This is a genomic window from Lacibacter sp. H407 (assembly GCF_037892605.1).
Lineage (GTDB): Bacteria > Bacteroidota > Bacteroidia > Chitinophagales > Chitinophagaceae > Lacibacter.
In genome coordinates this window covers 843,724-868,805 of record NZ_JBBKTU010000001.1, presented here as the reverse complement: position 1 = coordinate 868,805, position 25,082 = coordinate 843,724, and the positions used below count along the sequence as shown (strand labels likewise).

Genomic DNA, 25,082 nt, shown 5'->3' with positions numbered 1-25,082 from the left:
TTACGTTTTTTCTGCAGTGTTATTGAAATAAATATTGATACAGTTCTTCTACTTTCCCCATCGTAATAATTTCAATATTGTATTTCTGCATCATCTTCTTATCTGTTTCTTTTCTGTGACCAAGATTGTAACGACTGATGATGATTTTTTCAAAGCCTAATTTTTCAGCTTCGGCAATGCGTTGGTCAATTCTGTTCACTGCACGGATCTCTCCACTTAAGCCTACTTCGCCTGCAAAACAAATATGTGGATTGAGCGGTACATCTTCATAACTCGATAACAACGCACAAAGTACAGCGAGGTCAATGGATGGATCTTCAACTTTTATTCCACCAGCAATATTTAGAAATACATCCTTCATTCCAAAATGGAAGCCACCACGTTTTTCCAACACTGCTAATAACAATTGCAAACGTCGCAGATCAAAACCTGTAACAGTTCGTTGTGGTGTTCCGTATACACTTTGTGTTACCAATGCCTGTACTTCGAGTAACAACGGACGCATACCTTCCATGGTAGCTGCAATGGCAATGCCACTCAGTTGATCTTCTTTTTGTGTGATCAGAATTTCACTTGGATTTAGTACAGGTCGCATACCTGTATCACTCATTTCATAAATGCCTAATTCAGATGTTGAACCAAAACGATTCTTCATGGTTCGCAAAATTCTGTATGCATAATGACGATCGCCTTCGAACTGCAAAACCGTGTCCACCATGTGTTCCAGGATTTTTGGTCCTGCTATGGTTCCGTCTTTTGTTATATGACCAATCAGAAAAACAGGTGTGTTTGTTTCTTTTGCAAAACGTTGCAACTCTGCTGCTGTTTCACGTATTTGTGAAATGCTTCCCGGTCCGCTTTCAATGTACGGTGTTTGTAATGTCTGGATCGAATCGATGATAACGAGTTGCGGTTTTAGTTTTTTTATTTCCTGGAAAATTGTTTGTGTAGATGTTTCGGTGAGTAGATAAAAATCTTCGTTACTCATCTGCAAACGATCGGCCCGCATTTTAATTTGCTGTTCACTTTCTTCACCACTTACATACAACGTGGTTACATTTTTTAAATGCAAACCGATTTGTAAAAACAAGGTTGACTTTCCAATACCCGGTTCACCTGCAATCAATACAATACTTCCCGGCACAATACCACCACCCAACACACGATTCAATTCACTATCCTGTGTAACGATTCTTTTTTCTTCGCTGCTTTTTACATCGCTCAACGAAATGGTTTTCATTTCGCCGTTACCAGCAGATTCCTTCCAGCTTTGTTTTTGAGGATTGTTTTTTTCTTTCGTTACAAGTTCTTCAGCAAACGTATTCCATTCATTACACGATGGACATTTACCTAACCACTTCGCAGATTCGTAACCGCAATTCTGACAAAAAAAAGATGTTTTGATTTTACTCATATATTGATTTGCTCAAGCGCATAAAAGTCCATCAAAAAAAATTAATGCTGCAAAAATTATTTCAATCAATGCGGTAGTTGAAAATGAAAAATAAAACGTGAAGAAAAATGAGAAATGAATGCAGTAAAAATCAGTGGTTCCTGAAAAGTAAAAGGGCTGGAATTTCTTCCAACCCTTTGTACTTACTAACCCATTAAATTCTGTTGCTAAATTACAAATTGCTGCCACATTACAAAATTATTTTTGGACGATGTGCATAAATTAAGTGGACATGTGCTTATTGAATATGCCCCTAACACGGACACTAGAAATGCTTTCAATCAGCTGAATTTCAACAAGTTGTGATTTGGTTTGTTTTTTATTTCACTCTTCTGTTTTCTTACGGCAACCATTAGACGTAACTGGTTCTGCCAAAACGACTTAGGCTTTTTTTAATTGGCGGAAATTTGGCAAAAAATAAATTTTGGAAACCAATTTGATGTGACCTTTGCTAACAAATAAATAATTATGACACCTGGAATTCTTATTATTTCCCTGCTCTTTATGGGCATCGGTTTTTTGGTACAAATGCGGTTAAAATCGAAGTTCAAACACTACAGTCAGCAGCCTTTATCCAGCGGCTTAAGCGGCAAAGAAGTAGCTGAAAAAATGCTCCGGGAAAACGGCATTTACGACGTGCAGGTTGTGTCTGTCGACGGCTACCTGAGCGATCATTATAACCCAACCAATAAAACGGTAAACCTCAGCCCGGATGTGTTCAACGGACGGTCAATTGCTGCGGCTGCTGTTTCAGCTCATGAGGTTGGCCATGCTGTACAGCATGCAACGGCTTATCAGTGGCTTATGCTCCGGTCTAGGTTGGTTCCTGTTGTACAGGTGAGCACTACTCTTTCGCAGTGGATCTTGGCAATTGGGGTGGGTATCCTTGGTTTCGGCGGTGGCAACCCCACAATTTTGCTGGTGGGTATTCTGTTATTCGCAGCAACAACCGTTTTTTCGCTGATCACACTTCCGGTTGAGTTTGATGCCAGCAACCGGGCATTGGCTTGGTTGGAGCGTACCAATGCAACAAGTCCAGAGGAGCACCCCGGTGCAAAAGACGCTTTAAAATGGGCCGCCACAACCTATGTAGTAGCCGCCATTGCTTCAATAGTTACATTAGTACAGTACATTTTGATCTATATGAGTCGAAGAAATTAAAAATAAATTTAATGTTTAAAATAAATACAAAAACTCAAAGCAATTGCTTTGAGTTTTTGTATTTTGATCAAATATGTTTTTTCATCATAAAACTAATTTTGACCGAAGCAGCAGTCTCTGAATTTTACTTGTCTGGTTGAGGTGACAAGGAAATGTTAAATCTTTTTCCTTATTTTCGAAAACCAAAACTAACTATCACATGAGAAAATTGATTGGATTGACAATAGTCTTCCTATTGTCGTTAACGCAGGTTTGGGCACAAACCAAAGAAGTATCAGGAAAGGTGATTGATGGCAAAGACGGTACGCCTGTATCCGGAGCCACGATTACAGCTAATGGCAGATCTGTTGGAATAACATCTCCTACAGGCGAATTCTCGGTAAAAGTTTCTTCAGCAACTAAAAAACTTATTTTTTCTTCAATAGGCTATAGTGATATTGAAGTAACGATCGGTACTGGCTCTCTGTCGGTTTCCATGACACAGGGCGAATCAAAAACCTTAAACGAAGTTGTTATTACCGGTTATGGTTCACAGATCAAGCGTGAATTAACCGGTAACATTGCCCGTGTAAAAGGAAAGGATATTGAAAATATGCCTTTACCCAGCGTAGATGCTGCTTTGCAAGGAAAAGCAGCTGGTGTGTTTGTAAACAGCCAGTCAGGTAAATTAGGTCAATCAGTTACTGTCCGCATCCGTGGTAATTCATCTATCAGTGCAAATAGTCAACCTCTTTACGTTGTGGATGGAGTACCCATTACAACCGATGATCAAAGTTCGTATGGCGGAGACATGAACCCGCTTACCGATTTAAATCCAAACGATATTGAATCTGTGGAGGTTTTGAAGGATGCATCTGCCGGAGCCATTTATGGTTCACGTGCTGCAAACGGTGTGGTCTTGATCACAACAAAACGTGGTAAGGCAGGAAAAACCAATGTGAGTGTAAATTTTCAATCCGGTTTTTCAAGAGAAACAAGAAGAGTGAAGTTTTTGAATGCTGAACAATATGCCCAACTGGGATACCAGGCAACGCAATATTCAGATAATTTTTACGGAACCCCTACTACTTCTCCTTCCAGCGATACACGCTACTTAACGGATCTGATGTCGTATCATAGTTATGGCCAATGGGACACAGACAAAACGAAAACATATGATTGGCAAGATCAGGCCTTTCAGCAGGGCCTGTATCGCCAAGGCGATATTCAAATTAATGGCGGTAATGATAAAACTAAATTTTATGCTTCATTACAACTGTTAAACCAAACGGGAATCGTTGTAGGAAATAATCTTGACAGAGTTACCGGACGTATCAATTTGGATCATAAAGCCAGCAATTGGTTAAACCTAGGATTTAATATGAGCTTGGCAAGAACATTGAACCGCAGGTTGCCGGATGATAATGCGTTTTCAAACCCATTACAGTCGTCTGCATTGTTGCCAATGTCTCCATTTACCGATCCTAATACTGGACTCCCATCAGGCACACCTCCAGGTGATGTGAATGTAGGATTGTATTATAACCCCCGCATTACTGTTGATTATGCAAAGTATACACAAGAGGTGTTTCGTAATTTCAGCAATGCCTATGCAACCATTAAATTTACACCTGATCTAAGTTTCCAATCAGAGTTTGGTGTTGACTTATTAAGTCAGAACGAAGAAGGATATTTTCAGTCACAAACGATTCGTAACCAAACCCGTGCTACTAATGGTGTGGGAAGCAATCGTGCTGCATTTGTTCTGAATTATAATACCAACAACTATTTCAATTATGTAAAGGAATTTGGTAAACATTCAATCGATGCAACGCTGGGTATGCAATATCAACAATCCAGTTCTAAGTATAATTTTATTGAGGGCTTAGATTTCCCATCTGACTCGTATCAAAAAATTGCAAGTGCTGCAACGAAATCCGGCGGTAGTTCAAGTCAGTCAGACTATCGTTTCTTATCTTATTTCTTGCGTGCAAACTATAAATTCAACGACAGGTATCTTGCAACATTCAGCATTCGTCGTGATGGTTCTTCACGTTTTGGTAAAAATTCACGTTACGGATATTTTCCTGCCGGTTCAATTGGCTGGGTAATGTCTGAAGAGAAATTTATCAGTTCAATTAAATTTATCAGCTTCCTTAAACTCAGAGCAAGTTTGGGTCAGGTTGGAAATGCTGAAATTGGCAACTTCCCGCAGCTTGGCCTGTTTTCAGGTGATGCAGGTTATGCAGGTGCTGCAGGTCAGCGACCATCACAAATTGCAAATCCTGATCTGAGATGGGAAACAACAACACAAACAGATGTTGGGATCGATTTTGGTCTTTTCGATAACCGCATAAGTGGTGAGATCGACTACTATTATAAAAAAACAACCGGATTGTTACTGAATGTAAATATCCCTTCTACGTCGGGCTTTACAACTCAAACTAAAAATGTGGGTACATTAGAAAATAAAGGATTTGAATTTGTACTGAATACACAAAATCTGGTTGGCAAATTCAAGTGGAGTACAAGCTTTAATATTGCATTTAACAAAGGACGTGTAGTGGATATCCTCGGTCAGGTAATTGAAGGCGGAATCTCTTCAATGAATCGTGTAATGGAAGGACAACCGGTAGGTGTTTTTTATACTGTTGAGTGGGCGGGTGTTAATCCTGCAAACGGAGATGCGCAATTTTATAAAAATACAGTTGGGTCAAATGGAGATTTAGATAAAACAAAACTCGCACCGGGTCAATACAACCAGGCGCAGCGTATAGTTGCAGGTGATCCAAACCCTGATTATATCTATGGGATCACAAACAATTTCTCTTATAAAGGATTCGACTTGTCTGTTTTCTTGAATGGCGTAGCTGGAAACCAGATCAACATTTATGGTATGGGTAGATACTCTTCAGCCAGCTTCCGTTTTGAGGATAACCAAACGGTTGATCAGTTAAGAGCATGGACAAAACCGGGAGATGTTACTGATATTCCACAGGCAAGATTTTATTTTAACAATGGAGCACAGGTAAGCAGCCGTTATATTGTTGATGGTTCATTTTTACGTGTACGCACAATTACACTCGGCTATAATTTGCCAACTCAATTCCTTCGTAAGTATAAAGTAGATCGTATCCGTCTTTATGCCTCAGCATTGAATCTGTTCACGTTTACGAAGTATCCATATTGGGATCCTGAAGTAAATGCTGACAGCTTTGATTCGAACATTGCTAAGGGTAACGATTTCTACACGCCACCTCAACCCAAAACCATCATGTTTGGTATTAATGTTGGCTTCTAGAATTATTTAAAGAATTGAAAACAACAAAAATGAATTTTATGAAAAAATATATAATTGGTGTTTGTTTACTAACTACTACCCTGGCAGCATGTAATAAGCGCCTCGATGTAGTTCCTACGCAAAGCATCGGGCAAGATCAGGCTTTGTTACAGGAAAAGGATGTAATTGTAACACTCATTGGCGCCTACGATGGCTTACAAAGCACCGCTGCCTGGGGCGGCGACATCCATCTCATGAATGAGCTTACGGGTAACTCGGCCGATATACGTTTTACGGGTACGTTTGCAGGATTGTCGGATGCTTATAAGCTCGAAATGACTGCAAATAATACCTACGCATTGGGTATCTGGAATCAATCGTATAATACGATCAATCGTTGTAACAACGTGTTATCAGCAATTGATAAGATCACTTCATCAGCAACAACAAAAAACAGAGTAGAAGGAGAAGCATTGTTCATCAGAGCTTCTTTATATTTCGATCTTGTAAACCTGTTTGCGAAAGCATGGGGTGATGGTAACAATGCAACCAATCTTGGAGTTCCATTGGTATTAACACCCACTACATCCATAACTGATGCTGATTATCTCAGCAGAAGCAGTGTTGCCGATGTTTATCAAAAAGTAATTACTGATCTTGAAAGAGCAGAATCGCTGCTGCCAAATACCAATGGCATTTATGCAACCAAAAATGCAGCTGCAGCTATCCTTTCAAGAGTTTTTCTGATGCAGGCTGATTATGCAAAAGCAAGAGACGCAGCGAATCGTGTCATCACATCAAACAGGCAAACACTCTCTACAACTTTTGCCAGCTTATGGTTTACGTTCATTAACAATGCAGGTAACAGCCCCGCTGAGTACATCTTTTCAATGAAGGTTACTGCGCAAGATGGTGCAAACGGCATGAATACTTTTTTTGGAACGAATGCAGGAGCTGGTACTGCTGGACGTAGTGATTGCAAAATTTTCCCGGCTCATCTTGCAAAATATGAAGCAGGGGATGATCGCTTAGCAAACTTTGTAGTTGTTGGTGGTAATAACTATACCCGTAAGCATCTGGATCGTTTTGGCAATGTTTGTATTGTACGTCTTGGTGAAATGTATCTAACAAGAGCAGAGGCAAACCTGCGGTTAGGAACCAACATTGGTGATACACCATTAAATGATGTGAACACAATTCGCAACAGATCGAATCTTGCTGATTTGGTTACAGTTGATTTGAATGCAGTTTTAAATGAGCGTTATTTAGAACTTGCGTTTGAAGGTCAACGACTCCATGATATTAAACGTACACGAGGCACACAGTCAGGAACTGCCTGGAACTCTCCTAAATTAATACTTCCTATTCCACAGCGTGAAATTGATGTAAACAAAAATCTTACGCAAAACGAAGGTTATTTTTAATCGTATTTCTTCTGAATAGCAAAGGCCCTGAAACTTCAGGGCCTTTTTATTTGCTAACGTAAATTAGTTTTGTCTGCAACCTTTACCTTTGCCCTTTATTTAAGTAAAGCCATATGAGCTATTCCCCTTCCAATAAAGTCCGAATTGTTACAGCCGCTTCCCTTTTTGATGGACATGATGCTGCGATCAACATTATGCGCCGTATTATGCAAAGCAAAGGCGCAGAGATTATTCACCTTGGGCATAACCGAAGTGTGTTGGAAATTGTAGAATGCGCCATTGAAGAAGATGCACAGGGGATTGCGATTACCAGTTACCAAGGTGGCCATGTGGAGTTTTTCAAATACATGAAAGATTTGCTGGAAGAGAATGGTTGTGGACATATCAAAATTTTCGGCGGTGGTGGCGGAACAATTCTGCCTGCAGAAATTGAAGAGCTGCATCAATATGGTATCACCCGTATTTATTCTCCGGATGATGGAAGACACATGGGGCTTGAAGGCATGATTGAAGATGTGATCAAACAATGCGACGTTTCATTGAATGGAAGCGGTGATTATAAAACTCCGATGACATTGGGTGAGTTGAAAGATGTGCGGACGATTGCACGGAAAATTACAAATGCCGAAAATGGTATTCTCAATTCCCAAAGCCAAACTCCCAAGTCCACTATTCCTGTGCTCGGTATCACCGGAACAGGCGGTGCAGGCAAGTCGTCTGTAACGGATGAAATTGTTCGTCGATATCTCAATGCGTTTGCCGATAAAACAATTGCTGTTATTTCTGTTGATCCATCAAAGAAAAAAACAGGTGGTGCATTGTTGGGGGATCGTATTCGTATGAATTCGATTTCAAGTCCACGAGCTTACATGCGTAGCCTTGCTACAAGAGAAAGCGATAAAGCATTGAGTGTACATGTACAGGAAGCGATCGACATTTGTAAAGAAGCAAATTTTGATTTTATTATTCTCGAAAGCGCAGGTGTTGGACAAAGTGATGCATCTATTCTAGATTACTGCAATGTGAGTTTGTACGTGATGACACCGGAATATGGTGCGGCATCGCAACTTGAAAAGATCAATATGCTTGATTATGCCGATGTAATTGCGATCAACAAATTTGATAAAGCAGGTGCATTGGATGCATTGGCCGATGTGCGCAAGCAATACAAACGCAATCACCAACTGTTTATGGCCAAGGATGATGAGTTGCCGATTGTTGGCACCATTGCATCGCAATTTAATGATGCAGGCGTAAATGAATTGTTTGAAAAAATTATTCATTCGATCGTTAAAAAAACAGAAGTAAATTTTGGGAGTGTTGAACATTTCGTTCATCGGGATACCGTGAGTAAATCACTCATTATTCCTCCGGCACGTGTTCGTTATCTCAGCGAAATTGCAGATACAATAAAAGATTATAATCAACTCGTAGTTGATCAGGCAGCGATCGCATCGAAACTTTATCAATTACATGGTGCGTTAGAGATCATTAAAGACAAAGCAGATCTTGCTCTCCTGGAAACCATCAAACAACAAATTCAACTTTATACAGATCAGCAAACACCGGTTGCCAAAAAACTGATTACACATTGGCCGGAAAAGGTACAAGCGTATCAGAAAGACAACTATGAATACAAGGTGCGTGATAAAATCATCAAACAACCGTTGTACAGTACAAGCTTAAGTGGCACACGGATTCCTAAAGTTGTTTTACCAAAATATAAAGATTGGGGAGATCTATTAAAATGGCAGGCGCAGGAAAATGTGCCCGGCAGTTTTCCATTTACATCGGGTGTGTTTCCGTTGAAACGTGAAGGTGAAGATCCAACAAGAATGTTTGCCGGTGAAGGTGGGCCAGAGCGTACCAATAAACGTTTTCATTATGTATCACTCGATCAACCAGCCAAACGATTATCGACTGCATTTGATAGTGTAACATTATACGGAGAAGATCCTGCGCATCGTCCTGACATTTATGGGAAGGTTGGAAATAGCGGAGTAAGTATTGCAACGGTTGATGATGCGAAGAAATTATACAGCGGTTTTGATCTCTGCGATCCAAAGACAAGTGTAAGTATGACCATTAATGGTCCTGCACCTATGCTCTTAGCGTTCTTTATGAATGCAGCGATAGATCAGCAATGCGAAAAGTGGATCGAAGCGAATGGTCAGCAGCAATTAGTTGATGCGGCATTTGAAAAGAAATTCGGCAAAGGAACAAAACCAGTTTACAACAATACCTCTTCGCCCAATGAATTACCATCGGGTAACAACGGACTTGGTTTGCGTTTGCTTGGTTTAAGTGGTGATGAAGTATTACCAGCAGATGTTTATGAACAATGCCGCCAAGCTGCATTGCAACAAGTAAGAGGAACAGTGCAGGCTGATATCTTAAAAGAAGATCAGGCACAAAACACTTGTATCTTCTCAACAGAGTTTGCATTGAAGTTGATGGGTGATGTGCAGGAATATTTTATTCAGCAAAACATCCGCAATTTTTACAGTGTAAGCATCAGTGGTTATCATATTGCAGAAGCAGGTGCAAACCCTATTACGCAATTGGCCTTTACATTGGCGAATGGCTTTACGTATGTTGAGTATTACTTAAGTCGTGGAATGAATATTGATGACTTTGCGCCGAATCTTTCCTTCTTCTTCAGCAATGGAATGGATCCGGAGTACAGCGTCATTGGTCGTGTAGCAAGAAAGATCTGGGCGAAGGCGATGAAGTATAAATACAAAGCCAATAAACGCAGCCAGATGTTAAAGTATCACATTCAAACATCAGGAAGAAGTTTGCATGCACAGGAAATTGATTTCAACGATATCCGTACAACGTTGCAAGCCTTGTATGCGATCTATGATAATTGTAATTCACTTCACACGAATGCATATGATGAAGCCATTACAACTCCTACAGAAGAAAGTGTGCGTCGTGCAATGGCCATTCAATTGATCATTAATAGAGAACTTGGTACGGCGAAAAATGAAAATCCAAACCAAGGGGCATTCTTAATTGAAGAGTTAACCGATTTAGTAGAAGATGCAGTGATGACTGAATTTAACCGCATCACAGAACGTGGCGGTGTGTTGGGCTCAATGGAGCGGATGTACCAGCGTAATAAAATACAAGAGGAGAGTTTGTATTACGAACATCAAAAACATACAGGTGAATTGCCGTTGATTGGTGTCAACACGTTCTTAAGCAAAAATGGAAGCCCCACTATTTTACCGCAGGAAGTAATTCGCAGCACTACCGAAGAGAAGGAGCAGCAAATCACAAACCTGCAAAATTTCTGGAAGCGAAATGAAGACCGAAGTGCAGAAGAGTTAAAGAAGCTGAAGGAAGTGGCTGTGAACAACGGAAATATTTTTGCCCAACTGATGCACACTGCGAAGTATTGTTCATTGGGTCAAATTACACATGCACTGTATGAAGTGGGTGGCCAGTACCGAAGAAATATGTAACTCAAATAACGAAAGGGCGCTCTTGATGGCGCCCTTCTTTTTAACCTGTCATCATCATCAATCATTATTTTCTTTTACTTCTTTTCCTTTCTTATCGATCATGATCATGTTTCCGTTTTTCATTACACGGGCAATACCTTCCACAAAAAAATCTGCGAAGTTGTATTGATAATCGAAAACGATCTGTCCTTTTTTATTGATATAGCCCCACAGTCCATTGCTGTTTGATACTGGTGCTAATCCTTCCGAAAATCCACGGGCTCCTTCATATTGAAAAGGGATGATAGTTTTAAATGAATGGTTCACATATCCGAATTTATTATGTAACCGTACAACAGCCAGGCTGTCTCTGAAACAACCGGCTTCTTCATATTTCAGTTCTTCGATCAGCTTACCGGTTGAATCAAGATAACCCCATTTTTTATCGATCCGAACGGTTGCTTTTCCTTCCCGGAAAGTCATTGCTTCATCGTAGATCAATGGCACAATTACTTCGCCTTTTGCATTAACAAATCCTGCTTTATCTCCTTTTGTTACTTTGGCAAGGCCAAAAGCAAATTCATCCACATAGTCATATAATTTGGTCCAGCTTTGTGCAGTTGCATCTGTCGCAATGAACAGCATGAATAAGAATATATACTTTTTCATAGTTCATATTTTTAAGATGGTGAATAATAATAGGTAAGGTAGAAATGGTATTGTTCAATTTCTATGATCGCAGGCAGAATGAAAAGTGATCGTAAGCAGAAAGCGGGCGCATCTATTACGCTGCCTGCTTTTCTCATAAATCATTTAACTTTCAGCTATGAAACAGTTTTTTCTTCCATCGTTGCTGTTAATCAGTTTGTTATTTACAGTTGGGGGTTGTGCAAACAACCCATACGCAGCAACCAACAAAGCATATAAAAAACAGGCGAAACAATTTGCCAACCTGCTTCGTCAATATCCATTAAAGGATTCGGTGGAAACAGCTTCGTTTGTTGGAACCACAAATTTTTCCATGCGTCGCCCAAACTTTGTCATCATTCATCATACGGCGCAAAACAGTTGCGAACAAACATTAAAAACATTTACGTTGCCACGTACACAGGTAAGTGCTCATTATGTGATTTGTAAAGACGGTACAGTGCATCATATGTTGAACGATTATTTGCGTGCCCATCATGCAGGTGTAAGCAGGTGGGGTAATGCAACAGACATCAATTCAAACAGCATTGGCATTGAGTTAGACAATAATGGATTTGAATCATTTGATGAACGACAGCTCAGCAGTTTGCATCTCTTATTAGATCGGTTAAAAAAATCGTTCAATATACCGGCAGCAAATTTTATTGGACATGGTGATATTGCACCCACTCGTAAAAATGATCCGAACTGGCGTTTCCCCTGGCAAACATTAAGTGAGAAAGGATTTGGGTTGTGGTGGGGCGATACAACAAATGTTCAGGTGCCTGCGGGCTTTGATCCATTAACGGCTATTCGGATAGTAGGCTATGATATAAAAGATACAGCCGCAGCCATACTTGGATTTAAGCGACATTTTATGATGGATACTACCAAAGGGATGACCCCCGAAGCTTCCAAAGTGCTATTTCAGCTCCACAAAAAATACCTGTAACTTTATTGATCTCCGATTGTTTCAAGAGAACGATCATTCTGCGATTGCTTCCATTCAGAAAAGATGACAACCGAAATCGTTTGCAATACTGTGCTGTTTGTAAGAAAGCATGGGATAGAATATATTGCCGACGGGTGTGGGTTTATTGAAAGGATGATAACGATGAAGCCGGTATTAAATTGAAACGTATGACAGCAGAACAACAACGACTTTTAGAAAATGCAAATAAAACCGTTCCACTTGAACGCTGGGGTCCTTACCTGAGCGAACGCCAATGGGGAACAGTACGGGAAGACTATGGCGAGTATGGTGATGCATGGGGTTATTTCCCATTTGAACATTCGCATTTCCGTTCTTATCTCTGGGGCGAAGATGGAATTGCAGGCATCTCCGATTATTTTCAAAATCTCTGTTTTAGTGTAGCGTTGTGGAATGGCAAAGATCCTATTTTAAAGGAGCGTCTGTTTGGATTGGGCAACTACAGCGGTAACCATGGCGAAGATGTAAAAGAATTGTACTACTATCTTGATAATGTGCCTTCACATTATTACATGGAATACCTGTATAAATATCCGCAGAGTTTATTTCCGTATAAAAAATTGTACGAAGAAAACAAAAACAGAAATCGAAACGAGCCGGAATTTGAAATACTTGATACAGGTGCATTTAAGAACAATCACTATTTTGATGTACAGGTTAGTTATGCCAAGCAACATGCAACCGACATGTTCATCAAAATCGATATTACGAATCGATATCACAAAGCGTCAACTATTTCGGTGTTACCAACACTTTGGTTTGCGAATAAATGGAAGCAGAACGGAAAGGAAATGAAACCGGTGTTGGAATTTGTAAATGAATCCTGTGTACATGCATGGCACAACCGTTTAGGCGATTATTATTTTTATTTTTCCCAAAGCGACGATCTCTGGTTTACTGAAAACGAAACCAATAAAGAAAAATTAAACGGATCAGTTAATGAATCCATTTTTGTAAAAGATGCATTCAATGACGCAGTTGTAAATAATAAGAATAAGAAAAAGTTACGGGAGAAAAAGACCGGCACCAAATGTTCGCCTGTGTACGAATTGCATGTGAAGGCACACGAAACAAAAACAATTTATTGCCGATTGGTAGATGGTTATCTTGACCAGGCTTTCCCGGAAGGGTTTCAATCTGTATTTACGCAACGTAAACAGGAAGCCAATGAATTTTATAATACTGTAATTGCTCATTCATTAACGGAGGACGAAAAACGTGTTTCCCGTCAGGCGTATGCCGGTTTATTGTGGAGTAAACAATACTATTCATTTGATGTAGAGCAATGGATCAATGAAAGTGATGGTATTACTGCTGTGAATCATGGAAAGAAAAATGGACGTAACAGCGATTGGACGCATTTAAAAAATGCAGACGTTATTTCGATGCCGGATAAATGGGAATATCCTTGGTATGCGGCATGGGATCTGGCATTTCAATGTATAGCCATGGCAGCAGTTGATCCGGTGTTTGCAAAGCATCAGCTGTTATTGATCATGCGGGAGTGGTACATGAAACCTGACGGACAGTTACCTGCTTATGAATGGAATTTTGGTGATGTAAATCCACCGGTGCATGCAACGGCTGCGTGGTATGTATATAATATTGAAAAGAAACGAACAGGAAAAGGTGATGTTCAATTTCTGAAACGCATCTTTCAAAAACTCATTATCAATTTTACCTGGTGGATCAACCGGAAAGATGAAAACGGAAACAATTTATTTCAGGGTGGCTTCTTAGGTCTTGATAATATCGGCGTATTCAATCGCTCTCATCATATTCCCGGTAATCATCAACTGGAACAGGCCGATGGTACTGCCTGGATGGGCATGTATGCATTGAACATGATGGATATTGCAGTAGAGATCGCCATGTATGATGATGCGTTTGAAGATACTGCTACACGTTTCTTTGAACATTTTGTATTGATTGCCGAAGCATTGAACGAACATCATACATGGAACGAAGAAGATAAATTTTATTACGATGTATTGGTGATGCACGATGGAAGTCATCTTCCTTTGCGCATAAAATCAGCAGTAGGACTTACGAGTTTATTTGCAGTGTCCACTATTCACAGAGGTAATTTGTCAAGGCTTCGTGATTTTAAGAAACGTATTTCATGGTTTGAGAATTACCGGAAATCAAAAAATCGATTCTGGCCCAACGAAGAGAAAAGTGATAGTGAAGAAATTCTGATTTCACTTGTACCACGGGAAAAATTAGTTGCTATTCTGCAACGTCTGTTGGATGAAGATGAGTTTTTATCTCCGGGTGGAATCAGGGCATTATCGAAAGATCATGAAGCAAATCCGTATTCAGTAGAAATCGATGGACAAACTTATTCGATCCAGTATGATCCCGGCGATAGCACCAGCGATATGTTTGGCGGTAACAGCAACTGGCGTGGCCCTGTGTGGATGCCGTTGAACTTTTTGACCATTCAGGCAATTCAACGCTTCGGTGAATTTTATGGTGATTCGGTTACCGTTGAATATCCTGTTGGTTCGGGCAAGCAGCTTACCTTGCAGGAAGTAGCACATCAACTTTCCAAACGTATTCTTTCTTTGTTTACAAGAGATGAAAAGGGCGACCGTCGTTGTTATGAAGATTACAACTGGTTTTACAAACAACCGGGCAACGAACATCTTGTTTTGTTTTATGAATATTTTCATGGCGACAGTGGCAAAGGCTTAGGCGCAAACCATCAAACAGGATGGACGGCATTGGTGGCTGAACTCATGTATGAATTTAGCGGGAAGTAAAATGCTTTAATCGAAAAAAGATTCAGTTCAGTTCGCCAGCTGGTTCATGATCATCGTATTGATCCCGCAACTTCATCAATTCAGCTTTCAATTGTTTGATGACGGATTGATGTGCTGTAGAGTTGATGAGATTGGTTTGTTCTCCAGCATCTTTTTTCAGATCATACAACTGCCATTCATTAGCCGTGTAGAAATAAATGAGCTTATACTGTTCACCACGAACAGCAAGATGCGGAATAACTGTATGATCTTTTACAAACTCATAGTAATGATAGTAAAGATATTTCCGGTCGATCGTTTTTTGTTTGCCTGTAAGTAAAGGCTTCAGACTGATACCGTGCATCGAAGCAGGAATTTTTGCATTGGCAAGATCAAGGATCGTTGGCGCAAAATCAATATTCTGCACCATCGTGTTACTCACCGTATTTGCTTTGATATGGCCGGGCCAGCGAACAAGCAACGGTGTTTGCATACTTACATCATATGCAAAACGTTTGTCGAACCAACCATTTTCGCCCAGGTAAAATCCCTGATCGCTGGTGTATATCACAGCTGTATTGTTGCTGAGTTTGTTTTCATCTAAGTAATTCAAAATTCGTCCCACACTTTCATCAATAGATGCAATACAGGCAAGGTAATCCTGCATGTACCACTGGTATTTGTATTTGAGCAATTCCTTTCCACGTAATTTCTTTTCCTGTATCAGTTTGCCACGTTCTGCATAAATTTTTTTGTAGCGGTTACGTTGCGCTTCCGGCATTCGTTTGATGATGGCATTGTAGGTGGCGATATCTTCTGCATCAGGCTTGAGATCTGGAATATCCATTAAGTAAGCAGGATCAACTTTCAGATCTGCACTCAAGCGCATATCCAGCAAAATACTCATCGTTTGTTTGTACCAGGCCGTTCCTCTTCCTGTTGTATCGGTATAAAGCGTAGAGGGTTCGGGATAGATGCGTTTAATAAATTGTTCTAAATGTTTCAGATCGGGAACAAAATTGCGGTGCGGTGCTTTGTGGTGAAAGAACAATGCAAAAGGTTTATTCTTGTTACGATTGTTTAACCAGTTCAATGCATCATCCGTAATCACATCAGCCGAATAACCTTTTGTTGTAATGGTATCACCACTCATTAAGATCATTCTTGTATCATGATACTGACCCATGCCAGGTAATATTCTCCAATGATCAAAACCCTGTGGCCGTGAATGCAAATGCCATTTACCGATCAATGCAGTTTGATAACCGGCATTGCGCAAATGATGACCGATGGTAGTCTTCGTTGTGTCAAAGGGAGTGCGATTATCTTTCACTCCGTTTTTATGCGAATGCTGTCCTGTCAGTAATGTTGCACGTGCAGGTGCACAAATGGAATTTCCTACAAACGCCCTGTTGAAACGAACACCTTCTTTTGCAAGACGATCAATATTGGGCGTTTGAATAAATTGTTTATTGTATGCGCTGATGGCATCGTTATCATGATCATCACTCATGATGTAAATGATGTTGGGCTGTTGTGCAAGAGCACTATGGCAGCAAAGCAGGAAAAAGAAGAAAAATCGCATAGCCGAAAGTTACAATAGTTGCAGGATATGTAGATTTGAAAAAAGATTGAACCATGGAATTTGGACGGGTTGATGAACAGCTGTTAGATACGATCGATTTTTCTTTACCTGCAGAACCTGCATTTAATAAAACAGTGCTCAGTGGTAAGCCAGTGAAAGATGCGAAAGTATATCTGGGTTGTGCTAAATGGGGACGAACAGAATGGGTCGGCAAGATCTATCCGCCTAAAACAAAAGAGAAAGATTTTCTGCAGCACTATGTGCATCATTATAACAGCATTGAATTGAATGCGACGCATTACAAAGTGTATGGCGAAGTGGGTACACGTAAATGGGCAGAGAAAGCGAAGGGGATGGATTTTAAGTTTTGTCCAAAGATGTACCAGGGCGTTACCCATCGTGGAAGTTTGAAAGGGAAAGATTTTATTACCAATGAATTCTTTCGTGGTATTGTAGGGTTTGAAGAACATCTCGGCCCCATCTTCGTGCAGGTGAGTGATGCATTTTCGCCCAAAAGAAAAACAGAGTTGTTTGATTACATGGCATCGTTACCAAAAGACCTACAGTTCTTTTTAGAAGTCCGTCATCCCGATTGGTTTGGTAAAGAAGAAATACGAAATGAATTGTTCAGCACACTAAAACAACTGAACATTGGTGCAGTGATCACCGATACTGCAGGACGAAGAGATTGTGCACACATGCATCTTACTGTTCCGAAAATATTCATCCGTTATGTGGGAAACAGTTTGCACAAATCAGATTATGCCCGTTGCGATGTATGGGTTGAACGTATGAAGCATTGGATGAAACAAGGTATCGAAGAAACTTATTTCTTTATGCATATGCATGATGAAGCAACATCACCGGAGCTGACGGTTTATCTGGTTGATAAAATGAATAAAGAAATGGGGCTGAATTTAATTAAGCCGAAGTTTATTGAAGGCGGTGTGAGTGAAAAACCAAAGCCGAAGCAACGTGGTTTATTTGATTGATGAATTATATTTTAACAAACAAGGGAGGCGAAGCGCCTCCCTTGTTTGTTAAAAAAAGAGTTGTTTTTTATTTACTCTGCTTATAAACTTTTCCGTCTTTCATCACCCACTTCACATCACCTAATACTTTAATATTCGTGATTGGGTTTTCTTTTACTGCGATGATATCAGCAAATGCACCGGGAATAATTTCACCGATCAAACCTGTTTGCTCCAGTAACTCAGCTGCATTGATAGTTGCAGTTTGTATAGCCTGCAAAGGTTGCATACCGTATTGAATGAAGTATTCGAAATCTTTACTTTGCGGTTCGTTCCAATCGTAGCCACCAATATCGGTGCCGTAAGCGATCTTCACACCAAAGCTCATCGCCTTTTTAAAAATTTCCGGTTCTGATTGTGCGAAATATTTATTGATGGGGCTTCCTGCTTTTGCTCGTCCTTCTGCCACAAAATCATTTACATAAATAGTAGGGCACCAGAATACATTTTTCTTTGCCATCAGCTGCATACATTCTTCATTCATACCGAAGCCATGTTCAATACTGCTTGCTCCTGCGTTGATGGAATAAATAATACCATCGGGTGTAACGGCATGTGCTGCTAATTTTTTTCTGCTCTTGAGTGTTTCATCGGCAATGGCTTCAATTTCTTCTTTGGTAAAATTGGGGATACTTTTGTACCCACCGTTTGGTAAACGCACATAGCCACGATCAGCATAAATTTTTATCCAATCGGCACCATAGGCAATTTGTGTACGAACCGCCTTGCGTCCTTCATCGGCACCGGTAATTTCCTGCAAGCCTTTGGGTAATTTCAATTCCCATGCATAATCTTTCTCCGCAATTAAATAATGCCCCGTTGTGTTGATCGCCAAGGTTGATACAAACATTCTTGGACCGGGAATTACATTTTTGTTGATCGCTTTCTTAATATCTACATCCGCATAGCCTGCGCCTTCAGTTCCAAGATCACGAATTGTAGTAAATCCATTCAGTAAAGATTGATATGCACTTTTTGATGCACGCAGTGTACGGTAAGGAATGGATTCTTTTAACACCTGTACATCATAATCTTCGGTAGTAATATCGCCCTGCAATAATACATGTGTGTGACAATCGATCAGTCCGGGCAAAATAAAATAATCTTTCAGATCAATCACCGAATCTGTTTTTTGTTTGAAGTTGGCAGCATCGGTAATTGATTCGATCTTGTTTCCTTTTACAAGAATTACCTGGTTGGCCAGAATTTTACCTGTGCGTACATCGAGTATCTTACCACACTGAATAGTGATCGTTTTTTGTTGTGCGAACGAAAACAGAACAACTGCCTGCAGCAGAAGCAGGGAAATAATTTTTCTCATGTATTTGGTTTAGGAAAATGAATGTACAGAATTACTGTTATCCATAACAGTAAAAGGGATCAATGGTTCAGCTTACCGTACCTCATACAACTCTTCCCATCGTGTTGTATAACGTGGGCTTCGTAACTCCTGTCGCATCTTCCAGTCTCTGGTAGTGCCGCTGGCCGCAAACTTCAACACATCATCCCGTTGACTGAAATTGATATTATCAATCATATCCATCAGCAAACGACCATTGTTTTTTGTTTCAGGAAGAAATAGATTTCCCTGGATTGATGCATCGGGAACAAGTCCACTCAACATGACGCCTGCTTTTTTATACAACGTACCTTTTTCATACAAACTGTCAACCAATGCAACTGCAGGTTTAATTAACTCATTGGTGAAGGATGTTGCAACAGGCAACGTTGTGTACCTGCTGTGCGTAATACCCCGGTTAAATGTTACATTATGATTTTCGCCTTTCGCTACCACAAACACACTGATGATGCTGGCAGCGCTGTATTGTCGTCTTAATTTTTCGGCAGCCCTTGAAGTATAGGTAGCAACGGCCTCTTTAATATCGTTAATGTTATCAACAGGGCTGCCGAACATGCGTGTGGTAGCGATCATTTTTTTTGTTACGAGTTCATCTTCCATGTCTTTCGATGCAATACCGTTCAGTTCACGTATCAGCCGCATACCAACTACGCCACCTAAGTGCAAACGACCAAACTCTTCGCTCATTTTGCTTAACTGCAACGCATCATCAATAAACCATTGTTCCTTTAATTTCTTTGCATACTGGCCACCCACACCCCAGATATCACCAACAGGTGTAATTGCTAATGCTTTTTTTATTTTCTCTATTGTATCCAGCACAATTACACCACCCGATTTTTCTTTGTTCTTTTTTGATAGGCGATTCGCCAGCTTGGATAATACTTTGGTTGGCGCAACACCGATGGATACTTTAATGCCGGTCCATTGTTCAACGGTCGCTTTCATATCACGTGCAATACGATCCAGGTCTTCTGTCGGGAACATGCTCAGGTCTACAAATGCTTCATCAACGGAATACACTTCAACTTTCTCTTCACCAATGATGGCCCGCAGCGTATCCATCACCCGCATACTCAAATCGCCATAGAGATTATAGTTGCTGCTGAATACCGCCACATCATGTTTTTTAATTAATGGCTTCGCCATGAAGTAAGGCCCTGCCATATCCACACCCAACAACTTCGCTTCATCGCTGCGGCTGATAATACAGCCATCGTTATTGCTGAGTACCACAACAGGTTTGCTATCCAGGTGTGGTTTGAATAAACGCTCGCAGGAACAATAGAAATTATTACAATCTACGATGGCATAGATACTACGGAAGGTTCCATTCACTGCGTGTTGTGCAAACAGATCGGTTTGTATGGATTGTACTGTTGTTGCCATAATTTTTTCAGTTCGTTGTTCATTGAACCGCCGTCAGGTCTACATTAATTTTTCAAACGAATGAATACTATGAATTACCACCCCCCACACTTTAAAATCACTAAACTCCGCCAGGTTCACGGGTTTGTATCTTGTATTCTCCGGTATTAAAAACGCCGATGAAAAGTTTTTATGAAACCGCCGCACCAACAATTCGCCATTCAACACTGCAACAATAATTTTTCCATTCACTAGTTTCAACGAACGGTCCACAATTAAAATATCGCCATCAAAAATGCCTGCCTGCTGCATCGCATCGCCTTTCATTTTAAAAAAGAACGTTGCCGGTTTGTTTTTAATCAGCTGTTCATTTAAATCAATACCCCGTTCAGCATAGTCATCGGCCGCAGCACCAAAGCCCGTGGCGTTGGCTGTTTTCACCTGCTGTTGTGTAAACTGTTTGCTGCCTTTATAAGCAGCGCCAAAAAAATCTTCCCCATCCATAAAAAAATAATTTAACTCCTGTAATGCAAAGAGTGGTGATAAAAAAAGTATGTCTGGGTTTGTAAGAAAGTTTGGTAAAGCTAAAACTTTTAGTAATTTAGTAGTGCGGTTTCAGGAAATATTTTTTTGAAACTGCTACTTCAGCAAACCCCATCCTGCTGTCAATTATCTCTCAGCAAAAAGATGATTGTGCAATCAGCAGAAGTGTACAACAGTATTTCAATTAATAACTACTTGCCTGGCCTCCCTCTCCATTGGAGAGGGAACGAGGGTGAGGCTTAAATGATGGGTCATGCAATTACAATCAATCACAACAACAACCATTCCCGGTTACAGGGTGTACGAATACCTGCTGGTATTAAGTCCGCATGAAGAATTATGGAACCGTATTGTAAAAGTGAAAACAGAATTTTCAGAAAAGTACAAGTCTGAACATGCAAAATGGGGCAAGCCACATATTACATTGGCAAATTTTCTGCAGTACGAATTAATGGAAGAACGATTGGTGAATCGACTCAATATGATTGCAATGGGCTTTCATCCCATTAAAGTAGAACTGCGTGATTACGGAAGTTTTCCTTCGCACACTATTTACATCAACGTGGTGAGCAAGTTGCCGATACAATCATTGGTGAAAACAATTCGTACTGATGCACAACGACTCATGAAACTCAACGATGAGAATAAGCCGCATTTTATTCTCGAACCCACTATCAACATTGCACGCAAACTGCAACCCTGGCAATTTGAAAAAGGTTGGCTCGAATATTCGCACAAGCATTTCACTGGACGTTTTATTGCCGATGGAATGTTGTTGTTAAAGCGGCCACTTCATGAAAAAGCCTACCAGATCGTTCGAAGGCTTTCATTTCAAAACCTCGCTGTTACAACAAAACAGGGAGAATTATTTGGGTAATCAGCAACTGTATTACAATTAAACTTTCGTTGCGTCGCACACTGCATCGTATAGTAATTCTATTCATCTTATTGGTTACACAAAGTGCACAAAGCATAACACAAAGAGCACAGAGGACTCTTTGTGCACTCCGTGAAAAAACTTCGTGTCCTCTGTGCTACACAATTCATGTCAGAAAAATTACAACAGGATCATTATAAAGTAAAACCCAAAGATGCCGATGAAACACAGCCGTACCATGCCGGCCGTGGCGCACAGTTCAACACCAAGAACCGCTTTTTAAAAAACGAAGTCACCAAAGAACACATCGAAGGCATTGATGATTGGCAAGAAACCAATCTCAAAACACAATACATTGAAGTGCATCCCAAAACAATTGTAAACAAAGTGGAAAGTCCCGATGTAGGGATGAGCTACAGTATGAACCCTTACGCCGGTTGTGAACATGGTTGCATTTACTGTTATGCACGCAATGTGCATGAGTACTGGGGTTACAGTGCGGGAATGGATTTTGAACAAAAGATCCTCATCAAAAAAAATGCACCGGAGCTGCTGCGTAAATTTTTAATGCACCCCAAGTGGGATGCTACACCCATCATGCTCAGTGGCAATACCGATTGCTATCAACCCGCCGAACAAACTTATCGCTTAACAAGAGGCCTGCTGGAAGTTTGCAACGAGTTTAATCAACCTGTGGGCATCCTCACCAAAAATGCATGGATACTCAAAGACAAAGATGTGCTGCAGGAAATGGGTAAGAAGAATATTGTATCGGCGATGGTTTCTATCACATCGTTCAACGAAGATCTGAGAAGAGTGATGGAGCCACGCACCGTTACCGCCAAAGCAAAACTGAAAGTAATCAACGAACTCAGCAGTGCAGGTGTACGTATGGGTATTATGATGGGGCCGATGATACCCGGATTAAACGAACACGAAATGCAACGCATCATGAAAGCAGCAAGAGATAACGGTGCTACGTTTACGGCTTACACATTTATTCGGTTGAATGGAGCCATCAAATTTTTATTTCATGATTGGTTGTATAAAAATTTCCCCGACCGTGCTGATAAAGTGTGGCACCACATTGAACATAGTCATGATGGAAAAGTAAATGATACACGTTTTGGTGTGCGCATGCGTGGCGAAGGAGCCATTGCACAACTGGTGGCACAACAGTATAAAAAATATGGCAAGCTGTACGGCATGAATGCAGAAGAATGGAGTTTAGACAGAACAAAATTCAGAAGACCGGGTATGCAGACGAGTTTATTTTAGATTTGTAATGTAACTTAACGCATCAAACAATCCTTATGCAACGCAAATCATTCATCGCAAAACTTTCTGCAGCCACGGCTGCTATTGCCGGCTTATCTTCGTTCAAACAAAAACCAATGGACAAAGAATTAAAGAACATCTTCATTCACCATGTGTACTTCTGGTTGAAGAATGCAGACAGTAAAACCGACAGGGATAAACTTGTAGAAGGTTTAACCAAACTGGCGAAAGTAAAAACCATTCAAAACTTTCACATCGGCAAGCCGGCCGATACCAATCGTGAAGTAATTGAAACGGGTTATGCTGTTTCATGGTTCGTACAGTTTACTAACGGTGCTGATCAGGCCAGCTATCAGACCGATCCCATCCATTTGAAATTTATAGAAGAGTGCTCGCATGTATGGAGCAAAGTGATCGTGTATGATTCTGTTGATGTTTGATGTTCAAAAAAATATTTTAAAAATTTTTGTTCAAAAAGTTGGCAACATCAAAAAAATAAATTCATCTTTGCACTCACAAAAATTATAAACAACAATAAATGCTACGCATACAATCACATATCGAACGAGTGAATAAGTTTAGTCCCATGAGTGACTATACTGTTTGCGGGGCAAGTACTGCTGTTGAATAAAGTTGAAGAAACGAATTCGCTATAACACAGGCCCCGCAAGAGATTGCGGGGCTTTTTGTTTTACATGGTTTTTGCGAAAACATAACAAAGGCCGTTGCTATGAAATGAAAAACACTATTTAAAAACAATGAATAAATGATCAGAACAAAAAGAGAAGACATACGATTGAGTTTAACACATGCAATGAAATCATCAATGCATAGTTGGTTACTGCAACCAAACAGGAATGGTATGCCCAATAGTTATGTGATTGATTTTATTCATAAGCGACCGGATTGTATCCATACATAAATACTTATGTAGAGGAAGAGCAAAGCCCGGTCGTAAAAAACGACCGGGCTTTTTTGTTCGATGAAAAAAAGGAGGATATAATGAAACTGATTGCTGTTGTGTTGATCGTTCGTTTCTTTTTAGAAATGATCAGCAACAAAAATGATGGAGAGGATAACAACAACGATGCGAATGTGCAGGAGAATGTATTACACCCTGCAGCATATCAGTTGAGATAATATTATAGTGCAGAGGAGGGAAATAAGCGTACCCCGTGAGATGCAACGGGGCGCTTTTCCAAAACTGTTTTGCATAAAGTACATAGCAGCATTCCAATTGGTTGGATACTCCGCCTGGAACGGAGAGGCTACAGGTTCGAGTCCTGTCTGCTATACAAAATTGGTTCGTTGGTGTAACGGCTAACATCACAGATTGTCGATCTGTTGCAACGGGTTCGATTCCCGTACGAACCGCTTTATTGCCGGGTAGTGTAATGGTTAACATATCACACTTTGACTGTGATGTTCTCAGTTCGACTCTGAGTCCCGTGACGTAAACTAAAATGTTGGCTTTCGCTTATCTGGTAAAGCATCACACTGTGAATGTGAAGAACAGGGTTCGAGTCCCGGAGTCAACCAATACGGTTTGGTGTAATGGTAACATGATTGTCTCCCTCTCTTTCTGAGAGGCAAGTAGCAGATGATTGTATTCGGTTCAAATCCGGAAGCCGTACAAATTTGACTTATAGTTCAATGGATGAGAATACTGCGCTACGAACGCAGAGATACAAGTTCGACTCTTGTTAAGTCAACAACAGATTGCGGTTTAGAGTAATGGTTAATTCGGAAGTCTCATAAGCTTCAGATACAGGTTCAACTCCTGTAACCGCAACAATCATTGACCCATAGCTCAATGGTGAGAGCAGGAACCTTATACGTTCAAGGTTATCAGTTCAAATCTGATTGGGTCAA

At 40.4% G+C, this 25,082-nt stretch carries 18 protein-coding genes and 6 tRNA genes; 18 read left to right on the top strand and 6 right to left on the bottom strand.

The window, feature by feature from the left end:
• Positions 1-19: 19 nt before the first annotated feature.
• On the bottom strand, positions 20-1,414 hold the full coding sequence (radA, locus tag WG989_RS03770) for a DNA repair protein RadA (protein ID WP_340427470.1): 1,395 nt from the start codon (positions 1,412-1,414) through the stop codon (positions 20-22).
• A 507-nt stretch (positions 1,415-1,921) separates the two neighbouring features.
• Here radA and WG989_RS03765 point away from each other — a divergent pair.
• From WG989_RS03765 to WG989_RS03750, 4 genes are all read left to right on the top strand, one after another.
• Entirely contained in the window at positions 1,922-2,614 is a 693-nt protein-coding gene (locus WG989_RS03765; RefSeq protein WP_340427469.1) for a zinc metallopeptidase, read from the top strand.
• Positions 2,615-2,813: 199 nt separating this feature from the next.
• Positions 2,814-5,894 carry a SusC/RagA family TonB-linked outer membrane protein gene (locus tag WG989_RS03760; RefSeq protein ID WP_340427468.1) on the top strand — a complete coding sequence of 1,027 codons (3,081 nt, stop codon included), beginning with the start codon at positions 2,814-2,816 and terminating at the stop codon, positions 5,892-5,894.
• A gap of 38 nt (positions 5,895-5,932) precedes the next feature.
• On the top strand, positions 5,933-7,297 hold the full coding sequence (locus tag WG989_RS03755) for a RagB/SusD family nutrient uptake outer membrane protein (RefSeq protein WP_340427466.1): 1,365 nt from the start codon (positions 5,933-5,935) through the stop codon (positions 7,295-7,297).
• A 113-nt stretch (positions 7,298-7,410) separates the two neighbouring features.
• Positions 7,411-10,767, top strand: a complete 3,357-nt coding sequence (locus tag WG989_RS03750; protein ID WP_340427463.1) for a methylmalonyl-CoA mutase family protein — start codon at positions 7,411-7,413, stop codon at positions 10,765-10,767.
• 57 nt (positions 10,768-10,824) lie between these two features.
• Here WG989_RS03750 and WG989_RS03745 read toward each other — a convergent pair whose 3' ends face one another.
• Positions 10,825-11,415: a WG repeat-containing protein gene (locus WG989_RS03745; protein ID WP_340427461.1), complete on the bottom strand. Its 591-nt coding sequence runs from the start codon at positions 11,413-11,415 to the stop codon at positions 10,825-10,827.
• A 157-nt stretch (positions 11,416-11,572) separates the two neighbouring features.
• On the opposite strand from WG989_RS03745, the gene WG989_RS03740 reads away from it, so the two are divergent.
• Positions 11,573-12,385 (top strand): N-acetylmuramoyl-L-alanine amidase, encoded by an 813-nt coding sequence (locus tag WG989_RS03740; protein WP_340427460.1) that lies wholly within the window; start codon positions 11,573-11,575, stop codon positions 12,383-12,385.
• Positions 12,386-12,573: 188 nt separating this feature from the next.
• On the top strand, positions 12,574-15,189 hold the full coding sequence (locus tag WG989_RS03735) for an MGH1-like glycoside hydrolase domain-containing protein (protein ID WP_340427459.1): 2,616 nt from the start codon (positions 12,574-12,576) through the stop codon (positions 15,187-15,189).
• A 22-nt stretch (positions 15,190-15,211) separates the two neighbouring features.
• On the opposite strand, the gene WG989_RS03730 is transcribed toward WG989_RS03735, so the two are convergent.
• Positions 15,212-16,753, bottom strand: a complete 1,542-nt coding sequence (locus WG989_RS03730) for a sulfatase family protein (RefSeq protein WP_340427458.1) — start codon at positions 16,751-16,753, stop codon at positions 15,212-15,214.
• A 53-nt stretch (positions 16,754-16,806) separates the two neighbouring features.
• Here WG989_RS03730 and WG989_RS03725 point away from each other — a divergent pair, with 53 nt between their 5' ends.
• Positions 16,807-17,745: a DUF72 domain-containing protein gene (locus tag WG989_RS03725; protein ID WP_340427456.1), complete on the top strand. Its 939-nt coding sequence runs from the start codon at positions 16,807-16,809 to the stop codon at positions 17,743-17,745.
• A gap of 67 nt (positions 17,746-17,812) precedes the next feature.
• Here the strand turns inward: WG989_RS03725 and WG989_RS03720 are convergent, their stop codons facing one another.
• From WG989_RS03720 to WG989_RS03710, 3 genes are all read right to left on the bottom strand, one after another.
• On the bottom strand, positions 17,813-19,105 hold the full coding sequence (locus WG989_RS03720; RefSeq protein ID WP_340427454.1) for a metal-dependent hydrolase family protein: 1,293 nt from the start codon (positions 19,103-19,105) through the stop codon (positions 17,813-17,815).
• Positions 19,106-19,177: 72 nt separating this feature from the next.
• Positions 19,178-20,533 carry a Y-family DNA polymerase gene (locus tag WG989_RS03715; protein WP_340427452.1) on the bottom strand — a complete coding sequence of 452 codons (1,356 nt, stop codon included), beginning with the start codon at positions 20,531-20,533 and terminating at the stop codon, positions 19,178-19,180.
• A 39-nt stretch (positions 20,534-20,572) separates the two neighbouring features.
• Positions 20,573-21,016: a LexA family protein gene (locus tag WG989_RS03710; RefSeq protein WP_340427450.1), complete on the bottom strand. Its 444-nt coding sequence runs from the start codon at positions 21,014-21,016 to the stop codon at positions 20,573-20,575.
• A gap of 292 nt (positions 21,017-21,308) precedes the next feature.
• On the opposite strand from WG989_RS03710, the gene WG989_RS03705 reads away from it, so the two are divergent.
• The 11 genes from WG989_RS03705 to WG989_RS03655 all read left to right on the top strand — a co-directional run bounded on the left by WG989_RS03705 (position 21,309) and on the right by WG989_RS03655 (position 25,082).
• The gene (locus tag WG989_RS03705; protein WP_340427448.1) at positions 21,309-21,932 is read left to right on the top strand and encodes a 2'-5' RNA ligase family protein; all 624 of its coding nucleotides are present in this window, start codon (positions 21,309-21,311) and stop codon (positions 21,930-21,932) included.
• 168 nt (positions 21,933-22,100) lie between these two features.
• Entirely contained in the window at positions 22,101-23,210 is a 1,110-nt protein-coding gene (locus tag WG989_RS03700; protein ID WP_340427446.1) for a PA0069 family radical SAM protein, read from the top strand.
• A 35-nt stretch (positions 23,211-23,245) separates the two neighbouring features.
• A complete protein-coding gene (locus WG989_RS03695) occupies positions 23,246-23,650 on the top strand; it encodes a Dabb family protein (protein ID WP_340427444.1) in 405 nt (134 codons plus the stop codon).
• Positions 23,651-23,976: 326 nt separating this feature from the next.
• Entirely contained in the window at positions 23,977-24,132 is a 156-nt protein-coding gene (locus WG989_RS03690) for a hypothetical protein (RefSeq protein WP_340427442.1), read from the top strand.
• Positions 24,133-24,212: 80 nt separating this feature from the next.
• Complete coding sequence (locus tag WG989_RS03685) at positions 24,213-24,350, top strand: hypothetical protein (RefSeq protein ID WP_340427440.1); 138 nt, start codon at positions 24,213-24,215, stop codon at positions 24,348-24,350.
• An 82-nt stretch (positions 24,351-24,432) separates the two neighbouring features.
• Positions 24,433-24,505: transfer RNA gene (locus WG989_RS03680), tRNA-Pro, on the top strand.
• Between the two features lie 7 nt (positions 24,506-24,512).
• Positions 24,513-24,584: transfer RNA gene (locus WG989_RS03675), tRNA-Asp, on the top strand.
• A gap of 91 nt (positions 24,585-24,675) precedes the next feature.
• Positions 24,676-24,748: transfer RNA gene (locus WG989_RS03670), tRNA-His, on the top strand.
• A gap of 101 nt (positions 24,749-24,849) precedes the next feature.
• A tRNA-Arg gene (locus WG989_RS03665) sits at positions 24,850-24,922 on the top strand.
• Positions 24,923-24,930: 8 nt separating this feature from the next.
• Positions 24,931-25,002: transfer RNA gene (locus WG989_RS03660), tRNA-Met, on the top strand.
• 7 nt (positions 25,003-25,009) lie between these two features.
• Positions 25,010-25,082: transfer RNA gene (locus tag WG989_RS03655), tRNA-Ile, on the top strand.